Below are 12,909 nucleotides of genomic sequence, written 5' to 3' on the forward strand. Positions count from 1 at the left end.
CGCAAGGTAGACCGGAATCCCCTTCCTGAGCTTGCGAAGGGAGGGGAGAGCTTCAAGAACGCGTCCAGCACCTGTCCGCCCTGGACGTGGGATGGCGCCTGCTGCCCTTCTTCGGCGTCTACGTCATCGTCGCCTACGCCACCGGACGCCTGATCCGCCGCACCGGCTTCAAACTCCCACTGACCGCAGGCTTCCTCATCGGAGCCGCCGCCACAGCCGGATTCACCACCCTGGAACCGACCACCCCCTACACCCAGGTGTGGTGGCTGTACGCGCTCTTCGGAGCCGCATCCGGGCTGGTGGCCGCACCCAGCACCGCCGCCGCCCTGGTCAGCGTCACCCACGAACGCGCCGGCATGGCATCCGGAGCCGTCAACGCCTTCCGCCAGATCGGATCCGTCACCGGCTCCTCCCTCCTGGGCGCACTGCTCACCGGCCGACTCCAGTCCCAACTGCCCACCCGCCTCGACACCCACCACGTGCCCCAAGCAGCCTGGCCCGCCGTCGAGCACGCCGTCTCCACCGGCAACAGCGGCCACCGAGCGACCCCGCCGAACGTGACCGCCGCGGTCGGCGACGCCTTCACCTCCGGCGTCCACGCCGGCATGACCGTCGTCGCCGTCGTCTTCCTGTGCGCGGCCCTCGCCTCGGCCCTGCTGATACACAACCGGCCGCACCACACCACCGTCACGACGCACTGACACACAACCTCCCGCCCACAGCCCACCCGCTGTCGCCCTCCAGCACCCAGACCCGCCAGGGCGACCGCAGTCAGCCCCGGGCGCAGGCCGCACTCTGCCGCGAACCGAGACCGCAGCACGAAAGTCGGACCCGGCAGCGCATCGCCCTGTGTGACGTACGATCGGGCTCCCTTCGCCCAGGAAGGCGGCCTGTCCATGCCCGTGCCGAACCTGCTCGCGGTCTTCGCCCACCCGGACGACGAGTCGCTGTCCGCAGGCGGAGTACTCGCCCGCCACGCAGCCGCGGGCGCACGTACCGCGGTCGTCACGGCGACCTGGGCCGCAAACACCCCGCGGGCCGCGGAGTTGGCCGAGGCGCTGCGGATCCTCGGCGCCGGCACGCCGCGGCTGCTCGGCTACGCCGATGCGCGTGTACCGCACTCGGCCCCGGGCCGCCTGCGGCTCTGCGACGCACCGCTGGACGAGGCGGTGCGACGGCTGGTGGCACACATCCGGGAATTCCGCCCGGACATCATGGTCACCCATGACGCCTACGGCGGGCTGCCCGGTCACCCCGATCACGTGCACACCCATCGGGTGTCCATGCTCGCCGCCCAAGCGGCCGGGCTCGGGCAGCTCTACCCGGACGCCGGCGCCCCCTTGCAGCCGCGTGCCCTGTACCTGGCCACCCATCCCCACTCGGCCGTGCCCGCGCTGAGAGAGGTGATCGGTGCACGCAAGGCGTTGTACAGCGTTCCCGACGCACAGGTCACCGCAACCGTCGACGTCGGCCCCTGGATGAAGCAGAAGATCGCCGCGGTACTGGCGCACCGCTCCGAAGTGGAGCGGGGAGCCCTACCGGGGGTGGTCGCCGGCCTTGCGCCGGAGGCACGGGAGCGGCTGTTCGCCACCGAGTGGTACATCCGCCACCCCCTCACAACGGCCGCGTCGGCCCAGACCGAACTGACTGACTGACCACGCCGTTCGACCCGCGAGGAAGGCGGCCGTGCCCCCCGAACCCCCCGGCACTGACCGGCCCGTCAGCGGACCACGTCGAAGACCTGCTTCTGCAGCCCGTTGGCGTAAACCTCGTGCTCGACCAGCTTCAGCTTCTGGGTGTCCTTGTCCGTGGTGCTGAACAGGCGCTTGCCGGCGCCGAGCAGCAGCGGGTAGACGAGCAGGTGGTAGCGGTCGATCAGGCCGGCGTCGGAGAGACCGTGGTTCAGGGAGGCACTGCCGTGGACGATGATCGGTCCTCCCTCGGTCTTCTTCAGGTCGGCGACCTCGTCGAGGGAACGCAGGATGGTGGTCTCGCCCCAGTCGGAGACCAGCTTGTCCTCGGTGAGGGTGGTCGAGACGACGTACTTCGGCATCGTCTTGTACTGAGCGAACTCCTCCATGTCCGGCCACACCGGGCTGAACGCCTCGTAGCTGACCCGGCCCATCAGCATCGCGGTGGCCTCCTGCTGCTCCCGTCCCTTGATCTCGAACGCCTCGGGGACGAACTGGATGTCCTTGAAGGTCCAGCCGGAGTTGCGGTAGCCGGGTTCGCCGCCGGGGGCCTCCACGACGCCGTCGAGCGAGATGAAAGCGGTGCTGATCAGGGTACGCATGGTGCTCCCTCGGTTTCTCGTGTGCGGTGGGCCCGCCATCTGGTCGGTCCCCTGGCCTGAGAGGCCGTCTCTTGTGGCGGGGATCAGGTGTTTATCCGGAGGCCGGTCGTTGGGGGCGGATGATGACCTCGCTTCCCAGTGGGGTGTATCCGGCAGCGAGGAAAGCCCGAAGGGACCGGGCGTTGCCCGGGGCGACAGCGGCGAAGACCGGCTCGCCGGCGGGGAGCAGGGCGAGCGCGTCACGCAGAAGGGAGCGGCCCTGCCCGGCCTCACCGCTGCCCGGGCGGTTGAGTTCGACGCTGATCTCACGCCGGCCGGCCAGGCCGTCGGCCAGTGTGACAAGGCCGCGTTCGTCTCCGTGGACACGGACGTCGGTACGCAGAGCCCGAGCGTGCCGAACCCGCGGATGGTCATCGGCATCACGACGTTCCGGCAGGCGGCCGGCGGCCGGCGCGCCACGCGCGACGAGTATCGCGTCGAGGCTGCCGATCCATCCGTCGCGACCCGCGAGGTGCCGCAGGAAGTCAGGAGCCAGTGAGGCCCCGTAGCCGTCGGGTCCTTGGGCCTGGACGTCGGAGGCGGACAGGGCGGTGGCGATGACGGCGTGCCCGGTGAAGGCGACCGAGCACTCCAATCCACCCGGCAGAGGGGGAAGAACCGTTGTGCGGCCGTCTGCGGTCGGGAAGCGCCCGTCGGCAGCATCGAGGAACATGTCCAGCAGCGGGTGGGACTCGGCCATGACGGCCCACCCTACAAGCGGCTGACCGCGCCGGCAGCCGTACCGGTTGAGACGGTGGTGTCGCTGGGCGAGTCGGCGGTGATCGATGAGGACGGGGGACGTGTCGAGCCGCCCTCTGGTGAGGCTCCGGCCTGGCGCCGGCCCTCCCGGGGAGCGGTTCCGGGTGGAACCGGGCGGCGCCATCAGCCTTTGACGATCCTGCTGTCGGCCTCGGGAAGGCCTTTGTCCCACCAGTGTCCGTAGCGCCGGTAGACGGCCGGATCGCGGGCGGCGAGCAGCGTGGAGAGTTTCTCCGCCTCCTCGGTCAGGCCTTGCCATGCGGCCTTGCCGAGCTTGCGGAAGGCCGTCAGGTGCAGTCCGCCGTCGGTTGCGCGCCACACCCCGACGACCTGCCCGTCGACGAGCAGGCAGGGCAGCACGTCGCCGTTGCGCCGGACGACCAGCGGCCGGTACTCCTCGGGCACGAGCCGCCCTGGGCCGGAGTGGGCCAGCAGCGTGCTGTCCCACATCGGCAGCAGCCTCGGCGGCGCCGGGGTGTCCTCGGAAGGCACCGTGGCGCCCGCCAGGTCGAACAGGGCGGCGCGGCCCGGGCCCGCCACCCGCACCACCTGGTCGCCGAGCCCCTGCAGCGCCCGGGTGATCACGGGGCGCGTCAGCAGGGTGAACCGGGCGAAGTCCTGCGCCGACGCGGGCCCGAACGCGCGCAAGTAGGCGAGCAGGAGCCGCTCGGCCCCGGTATCCGCTTCCTGTGACGCGGACGCGGACCCGGGGGCCATCGAGGAGTCCAGGTAGGCGTTGCGCTGTGTGAACGACCACGGGCCGCCGGTCGGCGCGTGATGCACCGGCGCGTACGTGCGCAGCGCCCACCACACGCGGTGCGCGTGCTCGCCGAACCGCCCCGTGACCTCGTTCTCCACCTCGGCGCCGGTGCGGGGCCGCGCCAGGAACCCGGCGAGCTCGGGAAGCAGGGCGTCGGCGTCGGCGGGCGTCAGCCCCGTGGCGGTGAAGCGGCGGTCGTACAGCCGCGCACCCCGCAGACTGCCCAGCATGGCGGCGCGGTAGGGCGCGTAGTCCTCGGCGTGCACGGCGTGCAGCGTGATCCTCATGAGGGTCGCCTTCACGATCCGGCGGTCCGCGAACGCCGCGTCGAGGTCCTCGGGCGCGAAGTCCTGCACACGGTTCCACAGCGCCAGGTACGGCGACGCCGGTGTCTGTGCCTGCAGAGCGCAGACCCGGCGGACCGCCTCCGCCACGTCAAGGCGCCGGCGTTCGAGCAGGAACAGGCGGTCCAGGGTGGCCAGGGCGAGCTGTCGCACGGTCAGGCTCATGATCTGATCATGTCATCATCGGCTCTGGCGTGGAGCAATGGGCAATGTGAGCAGGCCAGTTGAAGCCGGCTGTCTGCCGTCTGGGCGCACGGTGATGAGGGTGTCGTCCGGCGGGACGACGTGCGGCCGCCGCCTTTCAAGTTGCTTTATCGTGTTGTCGACTCCGTGCGTCGCTCATGGCGTGCGCGTGCCCGGTGGTAGGCGGCGTACGGCAGTTCACGGGTTGCCGCCTCCGTGCGCGGGGCCGGGTTCACCACGGAATCAGCCAGCCGGCCTTGCCGTGGACGGGGTGCGCGATGACGGTGTCGGCGGGGCTGGGGTCGGTCTCGCCGATACACCCCCGCCCAGGTGTGTGATGCGCGGATCGTTCACCAGCTGCGCAGGGCCGGCTATCGCATCGCGTCTCTGCGCGCCCTCGTGCCGCAGCTGCGGCGCGCCCGCCGGGCGGAGGAGGTCGCCTCCGTGCCGGTGGCCCGGGACGCCGGCATCGCGGCTCGTTCCAGAGCCCTCCTGGAGGGTGGCGCCGCGCTCAGTGCCGTGTTGTGCCTGCACGGGCGAGCCGCCTGATCGCCCGGGCGCCGGAGGCGACCGCGGTGGCGGCCTGGCATCTCCGCGGTCTGACGCACCTTTCCACGGCCGTCCGGGCCCAGAGGGCGTCCGATGAGGGGGGTGTTCAGGCGTGACCGGCCCGCCCGACGATCGGGTGATGCGCCCTTCTGGGTGGTTCAGGGGAGGAAGGGTGACCTGGTCGCTCCCTTGGGCGCCAGTAGCGGGACCGCCTCCAGGACCAGTACGGCCAGGTCGTCGTCGATGGGCTCGGTGCTGAAGTCGTGGGCGGCCCGCCGGACCCTTTCCGCCACGGCCTTCGCGCCCAGTCCGGCGCAGCCCCGCAGCACGTCGGCCAGGCCGCCGTTGTCGTCCAACTGGTGTGTGCCTCTGCGGCGTTCGGTCACTCCGTCGGTCACGCACAGCAGTGTCTCGCCCGGTGCGAAGGTGAAGGTGCTGGCGTGGAACTCCTCGTGCTGGTGGATTCCGAGCAGCATCTGTGGGTCGGCGACCTCGGTCACCGAGCCGTCCGTGAGCAGTCGCAGCGGCAGCGGGTGTCCGGCGCTGGCTATGGTGCAGCGTGCGCCGCCGGCGACCGGGTCGGGTTCCAGTTCCCCGTACAGCAGGCTCAGGAAGCGGGAGCCTTCCTGTTCGCCGCTGAGTGCCATGGCCTCGGCGGCTTCCTCGGCCATCGCGAGGTTGAGCCGGTTGAGCAGGGACTCCACGCCGTGGCCCTCGCGTGCCAGCAGCCGTACCAGGTGCCGGGCCAGGCCGGTGACGGACATCGCCTCCAGGTCGTGGCCGCACACGTCGCCGAGGAGGAAGCACCAGCGGCGGTCTCCCATGGGGAACAGGTCGTAGAAGTCCCCGCCGACGGTCTGGCCCTCGCCTCTGGGTTCGTAGACGATCGCCGTGTCGACGCCGGGGATCATGGCCAGGGACGTGGGGAGCTGCCTGCGCTGGAGGGTGCGGCTGATGCTCGCCTGCCTGGTGTAGCGGCGGGCGATGAGCACTGCCTGGGCCACTCTTCGGGCGATGTCCTCCGCGAGTCGTACGGCGGCGTCGGTCAGGTGCGGCACCTGGCCGATCAGCAGTGTGCCGTGGCACTGTCCGTCGGCGATGAGTGGGAACGCCAGTGCCGAGCCGCCTTCCTCAGTGTCCGGAGAGCCGGGCCAGGGCCACGGGGCGCCGGTCGTGCTCAGCCCGGTGGGCGGGCGGTCCTTCTCCAGGCTCCTGCGCAGTTCGCGGATGTGTTGCTCGTCCCTGTGCCAGACGTGGGAGAGCCGCGTCTCGGGGCCGTCGGTGGTCAGCCAGACGCCGCACCAGTCGGCGAGCCTGGGGACCAGGAGTTGTCCGGCGAGCGCTGCGACCATGTCCTCGTCCAGCTGGCCGGCGAGGAGCTCGCCGGCCTGGGCGAGGAACATCTGTCCTTCGCGCTCGGCCCACTCGGTGCTGCGGCCCGGGCGGTCGCCCGGCGGTGCGGTGGTGGCGGGAGCGGGGGCCGGCGGCTCGTGGGGGGCGACGTCGGCGAGGGGGCCGGCCAGGCCCTGCCGCGTGGTCCGGTACGGGGTCTGCGCCGCGCATTCCAGGCAGAACCAGAACTCTTTCTCGGTGTGCCGGTAGGTCACGCCCCATGACTGGGCCAGCGCGCGCACCAGCGTCCGGCCGTAGCCGCGCAGGTCGCTGCGCATGCGCTTTGCGCCCCGGAGGGCGTGGGACGGGTTGCGGTCCAGTACCTCGACGACGAGATCCACCGGAGGGGCCCCGTTTTGCGCGCGATGGGCCGGCGGGCCTTGGCCGGCTTCGAGGTGGCAGACGACCTCCACCTCGAATGCGGCCTGCGTGACGGCGTGGGTGACCAGCTCGCTGACGAGGAGCACGGCGTCGTCCAGGAGCGACTGGCTGATCGCCGGTGTGCCGGGGAACTCCACGGCGGTCCGCTCGGCGAGCACGGCGCGCACGAACTTGCGCGCGGCCGAGGCCGCGAGTTCGTTGGCGGGTATGCGCATCCGCGACACGGATTCACGCGGATCGAGCAATGACCTCACGGGCTGCTCCGGTCGGTTCACGTCGGTTCGCTGTCGGCACGTGGCGAGATCCATTCCTGCATCGAGCCGCGTACCTGATGAAGGTAGTCTAAATGGGGCAAAAAGATTTTTTATTCGTCAGGAAATGGGTTGCCCATGAACTCTGCCACCCAGCCTGACCTCGCATCCCGTGAGCCGGAGCTCCGGGAGCGGGGGCCCGTCGAAGGCGGCCCCCCACCCGCCGCACCCGACGGCGAGTGGATACGGGTTGCCGAGTTGCGTCCGCTCCTCGCGACCATGACTTCGTTCTGCGACGGTGATTTCACCGTACGCGCAGGAGTGCTGCCCGACGGGGTCCTCGCCGACATGGCGGGGGTGCTCGACCAGATCATCATGCGCAACGCGCATCTCACCGCGGAGCTCGAACGGGTGCGCCGGGAGGTGGTGCGGCAAGGACGGCTGGACGAACGGCTCGCGGCGAGCCCCGGCCAGGGGGCATGGACCACGAGCGTGGACGCGGCCAACACGCTGCTGGAGGCGCTGGTCGTCCCGGTCGTGAACGCCACCCGCGTCCTGACCGCCGTCGCGGACGGTGATCTGACGCAGCGCGTCGAGCTGCACGACGGCAAGCGTCAGCTCCGCGGCGATCTGCGGCGCCTGGGGCGCGGGGTGAACCGGATGGTGGAGCAGCTGTCGCTGTTCACCGGCGAGGTGACCCGTGTCGCCCGGGAGGTCGGCACCGAGGGCCGTCTCGGGGGGCGGGCCACGGTTCAGGGACTGGCCGGTGACTGGCGTGATGTGACCGAGGCCGTCAACACGATGGCGGCCCGGCTGACGGCGCAGGTGCGCGACATCGCGGTGGTGACCACCTCGGTCGCGCGCGGCGACCTGACCCGCCAGGTCACGGTCGAGGCGACCGGCGAGCTGCTGGAGCTGAAGCTCACCGTGAACACGATGGTCGACCAGCTGCGCGCGTTCGCCGACGAGGTCACCCGGGTCTCCCGTGAGGTCGGCACGGAGGGGCAGCTGGGCGGCCGGGCACAGGTTCCGGGTGTCTCCGGGGTGTGGAAGGACCTCACCGACAACGTCAACTTCATGGCCTCGAACCTGACCTCGCAGGTCCGCAACATCGCCCAGGTGACCACGGCGGTCGCCAACGGCGATCTGAGCCAGAAGATCACGGTGGATGCGCGGGGCGAGATCCTGCAGCTGAAGAGCACCGTGAACACGATGGTCGACCAGCTGTCGGCGTTCGCCGACGAGGTCACGCGGGTGGCCCGTGAGGTCGGCACGGAAGGCCGGCTCGGTGGCCGGGCGCAGGTCCGCGGCGTCTCCGGGGTGTGGAAGGACCTCACCGACAACGTCAACTTCATGGCGGACAACCTCACCTCGCAGGTCCGCAACATCGCCCAGGTCGCCACGGCCGTCGCCCAGGGCGACCTGGGCAAGACGATCACTGTGGAAGCCAAGGGCGAGATCCTGGAGCTGAAGTCGACGATCAACACGATGGTCGACCAGCTGTCGGCGTTCGCGGGCGAGGTCACGCGGGTGGCCCGCGAGGTCGGCACCGAGGGCAACCTGGGCGGCCAGGCGCAGGTCCGCGGCGTCTCGGGGGTGTGGAAAGAGCTGACGGACAACGTCAACTTCATGGCGACGAACCTGACCTCGCAGGTCCGCAACATCGCCCAGGTGACCACGTCGGTCGCCAACGGCGACCTGTCGAAGAAGATCACGGTCGATGCGCGCGGCGAGATCCTGCAGCTGAAGGACACCGTGAACACGATGGTCGAGCAGTTGCGCGCGTTCGCAGACGAGGTCACGCGGGTGGCCCGCGAGGTCGGCACGGAAGGCCGGCTCGGTGGCCGGGCACAGGTCCGCGGCGTCTCCGGGGTGTGGAAGGACCTCACCGACAACGTCAACTCCATGGCGGACAACCTCACCTCGCAGGTCCGCAACATCGCCCAGGTCGCCACGGCCGTCGCCCAGGGCGACCTGTCGAAGAAGATCGACGTGGACGCGCGCGGCGAGATCCTGGAGCTGAAGACCACCATCAACACGATGGTCGACACGCTGTCCTCGTTCTCCTCCGAGGTCACCCGTGTCGCCCGGGAGGTCGGCAGTGAGGGGCAGCTGGGCGGCCAGGCCCGGGTCGAGGGCGTCTACGGAACCTGGAAGCGGCTGACCACCAACGTCAACGAGCTGGCCCTGAACCTCACCACCCAGGTCCGGGCGATCGCGGAGGTGGCCAGCGCGGTCACCCAGGGCGACATGTCCCGCGCCATCACGGTCGAGGCGCAGGGCGAGGTCGCGGAACTGAAGAACAACATCAACCTCATGGTCTCCAACCTCCGCGAGACCACCCGCGCCAAGGACTGGCTGGAGTCCAACCTCACCCGCATGGCCGCCCTCATGCAGGGTCACCGCGACCTGGTGGAGGTCGCCGACCTGATCCTGCGCGAGCTCACTCCTCTGGTGAACGCGCAGTTCGGCGCGTTCTTCCTGGCCGAGGCGGGTGCGCAGCCCGGCGAGGGCCTGCAGTTCATCGCCGGGTACGGCACCGACCAGGCCGGCGGGGGCAGTCCGCTGCCCGGCACCGGCACCCCGGGCCGCGGACTGATCGCGCAGGCCGCGCAGGAGAAGCAGCGCATCCTCATCACCGACGTGCCGCCGGACTACATCACCATCAGCTCCGGGCTGGGCATGGCCTATCCGGCCAGCATCGTCATCCTGCCGATCCTCTTCGAGGACCAGGTGCTCGGAGTGATCGAGCTGGCCTCGCTCAGCAGGTTCAGCGATGTGCACCTGGCCTTCATCGACCAGTTCGCCAACACGATCGGCGTGTCGATCAACACGATCATCGCCAACTCCCGTACGGAGTCCCTGCTGTCGCAGTCCCAGCGCCTGACCTCCGAGCTGCGTGAGCGCTCCGACGAACTGCAGCGCTCCAACGCCGAGCTGGAGGACAAGGCCGCCCTGCTCGCCACCGCCTCGCAGTACAAGTCCGAGTTCCTGGCGAACATGTCGCACGAACTGCGGACCCCGCTCAACTCGCTGCTGATCCTGGCGCGGCTGCTCGCCGACAACCCCGACGGGCATCTGTCCGAGCAGGAGGTGCAGTTCGCGACCACCATCCACCGCTCGGGCTCGGACCTGCTCCAGCTGATCAGCGACATCCTCGACCTGTCGAAGATCGAGGCCGGCCGGATGGACGTACGCCCGAGGATCCTGCCGCTGATCAAGCTGCTGGACTACGTGCACGCCACGTTCCGGCCGCTCACCCTCGACCGCGGCCTGGGCTTCGAGGTCGCCGTCAGCGAGACCGTACCGGCCGAGCTGTACTCCGACGAGCAGCGCATCCAGCAGGTGCTGCGCAACCTGCTGTCCAACGCCGTGAAGTTCACCCACGCCGGCACCATCGAGCTGCGCGTGGACCGGGTGCCGGGCGAGCAGTTCGAGGAGGAGACCCTCAGGAACGCCGAAGCCGTCATCGCGTTCTCCGTGAAGGACACCGGGATCGGCATCGCTCCCGAGAAACTCCCGATGATCTTCGAGGCGTTCCAGCAGTCCGAGGGCACCACCAACCGCAAGTACGGCGGCACCGGCCTCGGTCTGTCCATCAGCCGGGAGATCGCCGGGATGCTCGGCGGCAAGATCGTCGCCGAGAGCCAGCCGGGCGTGGGCTCCCGCTTCACCCTCTACATTCCCTCCCGCTACCCCGACGCCTTCGCCGGACAGGATCCGGCGCACCTGCGCGCCATCGGCCTCCCGCCGACGCTGCCCGCCGAGCCCCGGGCGCCGGCAGCCGCCCAGAGCGCCACGGCCGAGCCCGCGTTCGACAGCGGTGCGGACGCCGGCCTGCTGGATCCGGGCCGGCTCAGCCCGGAGAAGCTGATGGGCAGGGCGGCCCCGGCGATCGCCGAAAGCCGCGAGGTCACCTGGCCGGAGACGACCCGGCTGCGGGAATGGCTCAGCGGGCGCCCCGGCCGCGTCCTGGCAGGCCGCCACATCCTCATCGTCGACGACGACATCCGCAACGTCTTCGCCCTCACACACGTACTGGGCCGTGTCGGCATCACCGTGAAGTACGCGGAGAACGGCCGGGAGGGCCTGGAGGTCCTGCAGCGGTCCCCCGACGTGTCCCTGGTCCTGATGGACATCATGATGCCGGAGATGGACGGATACGAAACCATCCGCGCCATCCGGGACACCCCTCGTCTGGCGCATCTGCCGATCGTCGCGCTCACCGCCAAGGCCATGCCCGGGGACCGCGAGAAGGCGATGGACAGCGGCGCCTCCGACTACGTGCCCAAGCCCGTGAACGTCGACCGCCTGCTGTCGATCGTCTGCGACCTGCTCGACCCCCAGAGCCAGGCCCCAGGGCCCCTGCAGGATGCGGGCACCGCCGAAGAACCGCCCGGCACCCACGACGCCGGCGCCCGGCCCGGGGACGCGCCATGAGCACCGACCCGGCCGGGCACTGCAGCATCCTGATCGTGGACGACATGGAGGAGAACCTCATCGCGCTCGAAGCCGTGCTCGGCCCCCTGCACCAGCACCTGGTCCGTGCGCGCTCGGGGGAGGAAGCGCTCAAGGCGATGCTGCGCCAGGAGTTCGCGGTCGTCCTCCTGGACGTCCGGATGCCCGGCATGGACGGCTTCGAGACCGCCGCCAACATGAAGCGCCTCGACCAGACCAAGGACGTACCCGTCATTCTGGTGACGGGAACCGGGGCGAGCACCGACAACGCCTACCGCGGATACGCCATCGGCGCCGCCGACTTCATCACCAAGCCCATCGACCCGTGGATGCTGCGCACCAAGGTCAACGTCTTCCTCGAGCTGTACCGCAAGAACCGTCAACTGGCCACGCGTGCGCAGCCCGTGGACGCCGACCGGCTCGCGGAGATCTCCCAGCGGCTGACTCGCATCGAGGTGCTGCTGCGCGGCAGGCCGGATGCCGGGACAGCCGTTCTCGCCGACCGTATCGCGGAGTTGGAGCACACGGTGGGCGCCCTCCTGCCGCACCACACCGCCGGTTAGAGCCCTGCTCGCCCCTTCACGTGGCTGTCTGGCGCGCAGGTGGACGGACACCGTCATGGGCCGGGCCGGCATCCGTCCACCAGGCGGTCGCTGAGGCAGCCGCAGGTCCCCGGCCGCCAGGCCGGGGCAGGCACGTCAGCGGACGTAGCGGTGCATGGTCACGGTCGGCATGAAGTCGGCCAAGGGGTCGTTGCTGCCACTGGTGCGCGGTGCGCGTGCCGCCTCACGGTCGAGGACGGCCTTGACCTGCCGGGCGAGTTCGTCGGCCTCACGTGTGATCTGGGAGATCGGCAGGCTGGAGGCCTTGAGAGCGTCCACCCGGCGGTTGATGCTGCTGAGTTCGCTGCGCGCCTGGCGGCTCAGGCTGAACTGCCGGGGGGTGGCCACGACGAACTGGTAGGCGGCGGAGAAGGTCTGGCAGGCCGGGCAGTGTTCGTTGACGGACCTGCTGATGTTGGTGGCGTTGATCAGGCGCGCGTTCCGGCCGGCCGTGGTGACGATCTGGTAGGAGAGCGCGACGGAACGGCAGGGGTCGTCCAGGGAGCATCCCGCCGAGACCGCGACGGCCCGGTTGTTGGCCGTCACGGCGACGGAGGGACCGTATTCGTGGATCATGAAGGATTTGTCGAACTGGTTCACGTGAGTCCTGTCTGCGTGGCTGTTCGCGGTGTCGACGGCGATGGCGACGCCGGAACGGCCGGGGGTGGCGCGTGCTGCGGTGGTGGCGCCCGTCATGACCAGACCGGCCGTGACGGCGACGCCGAGGCGGACGGCCGTCTTGGTGGCTTTGGGGGTACGCGGCTTGCGGTGGTGCATGGTCCTCTCCTGCAAGGGGTGCGGTGGTAGGTGGTGTCAGAAACGGCTGGGGCTTGTCGGCACGGTCACCGAGGGTGAGGGTGGGGTGGAGGGAGGCTGCGAGGGTGAGGAGGAGTGGGAG

At 70.3% G+C, this 12,909-nt stretch carries 10 protein-coding genes; 6 read left to right on the top strand and 4 right to left on the bottom strand.

Annotated features, from left to right (window positions below):
- Positions 1-71 precede the first annotated feature (71 nt).
- Positions 72-701, top strand: coding sequence for an MFS transporter (locus tag BZY54_RS16950; RefSeq protein ID WP_086726031.1), 630 nt, complete (start codon positions 72-74; stop codon positions 699-701).
- 195 nt (positions 702-896) lie between these two features.
- Positions 897-1,655: a PIG-L deacetylase family protein gene (locus BZY54_RS16955; RefSeq protein ID WP_086726032.1), complete on the top strand. Its 759-nt coding sequence runs from the start codon at positions 897-899 to the stop codon at positions 1,653-1,655.
- Between the two features lie 65 nt (positions 1,656-1,720).
- On the opposite strand, the gene BZY54_RS16960 is transcribed toward BZY54_RS16955, so the two are convergent.
- Complete coding sequence (locus tag BZY54_RS16960) at positions 1,721-2,293, bottom strand: dihydrofolate reductase family protein (RefSeq protein WP_086726033.1); 573 nt, start codon at positions 2,291-2,293, stop codon at positions 1,721-1,723.
- Positions 2,294-2,402: 109 nt separating this feature from the next.
- Here BZY54_RS16960 and BZY54_RS50895 point away from each other — a divergent pair, with 109 nt between their 5' ends.
- Positions 2,403-2,831 carry a hypothetical protein gene (locus BZY54_RS50895; RefSeq protein ID WP_158103879.1) on the top strand — a complete coding sequence of 143 codons (429 nt, stop codon included), beginning with the start codon at positions 2,403-2,405 and terminating at the stop codon, positions 2,829-2,831.
- Between the two features lie 383 nt (positions 2,832-3,214).
- Here BZY54_RS50895 and BZY54_RS16970 read toward each other — a convergent pair whose 3' ends face one another.
- Positions 3,215-4,360 carry a winged helix DNA-binding domain-containing protein gene (locus BZY54_RS16970; protein WP_086726035.1) on the bottom strand — a complete coding sequence of 382 codons (1,146 nt, stop codon included), beginning with the start codon at positions 4,358-4,360 and terminating at the stop codon, positions 3,215-3,217.
- Between the two features lie 348 nt (positions 4,361-4,708).
- Between BZY54_RS16970 and BZY54_RS16975 the strand changes: the two genes are divergently transcribed.
- Positions 4,709-4,927, top strand: coding sequence for a MerR family transcriptional regulator (locus BZY54_RS16975; RefSeq protein WP_208640678.1), 219 nt, complete (start codon positions 4,709-4,711; stop codon positions 4,925-4,927).
- A 158-nt stretch (positions 4,928-5,085) separates the two neighbouring features.
- On the opposite strand, the gene BZY54_RS16980 is transcribed toward BZY54_RS16975, so the two are convergent.
- Positions 5,086-6,915, bottom strand: coding sequence for a SpoIIE family protein phosphatase (locus tag BZY54_RS16980; RefSeq protein ID WP_244217197.1), 1,830 nt, complete (start codon positions 6,913-6,915; stop codon positions 5,086-5,088).
- 315 nt (positions 6,916-7,230) lie between these two features.
- Here BZY54_RS16980 and BZY54_RS16985 point away from each other — a divergent pair, with 315 nt between their 5' ends.
- On the top strand, positions 7,231-11,391 hold the full coding sequence (locus BZY54_RS16985) for a HAMP domain-containing protein (protein WP_244217198.1): 4,161 nt from the start codon (positions 7,231-7,233) through the stop codon (positions 11,389-11,391).
- Entirely contained in the window at positions 11,388-11,972 is a 585-nt protein-coding gene (locus BZY54_RS16990; protein ID WP_086726038.1) for a response regulator, read from the top strand. The genes BZY54_RS16985 and BZY54_RS16990 overlap by 4 nt, the downstream gene beginning before the upstream one ends.
- A 135-nt stretch (positions 11,973-12,107) precedes the next feature.
- Here the strand turns inward: BZY54_RS16990 and BZY54_RS16995 are convergent, their stop codons facing one another.
- Positions 12,108-12,788 (bottom strand): hypothetical protein, encoded by a 681-nt coding sequence (locus BZY54_RS16995; protein ID WP_086726039.1) that lies wholly within the window; start codon positions 12,786-12,788, stop codon positions 12,108-12,110.
- Between the last annotated feature and the right edge of the window lie 121 nt (positions 12,789-12,909).

It is taken from the genome of Streptomyces carpinensis, assembly GCF_002154505.1.
GTDB lineage: Bacteria > Actinomycetota > Actinomycetes > Streptomycetales > Streptomycetaceae > Streptomyces > Streptomyces carpinensis.

Bases quoted from the DNA above. Each gene is read 5' to 3' on its own strand.
- BZY54_RS16955 (WP_086726032.1), top strand. From the start codon at position 897: ATGCCCGTGCCGAACCTGCTCGCGGTCTTCGCCCACCCGGACGACGAG.
- BZY54_RS16960 (WP_086726033.1), bottom strand. From the start codon at position 2,293: ATGCGTACCCTGATCAGCACCGCTTTCATCTCGCTCGACGGCGTCGTG.
- BZY54_RS16970 (WP_086726035.1), bottom strand. From the start codon at position 4,360: ATGAGCCTGACCGTGCGACAGCTCGCCCTGGCCACCCTGGACCGCCTG.
- BZY54_RS16980 (WP_244217197.1), bottom strand. From the start codon at position 6,915: ATGCGCATACCCGCCAACGAACTCGCGGCCTCGGCCGCGCGCAAGTTC.
- BZY54_RS16985 (WP_244217198.1), top strand. From the start codon at position 7,231: ATGACTTCGTTCTGCGACGGTGATTTCACCGTACGCGCAGGAGTGCTG.
- BZY54_RS16990 (WP_086726038.1), top strand. From the start codon at position 11,388: ATGAGCACCGACCCGGCCGGGCACTGCAGCATCCTGATCGTGGACGAC.
- BZY54_RS16995 (WP_086726039.1), bottom strand. From the start codon at position 12,788: ATGCACCACCGCAAGCCGCGTACCCCCAAAGCCACCAAGACGGCCGTC.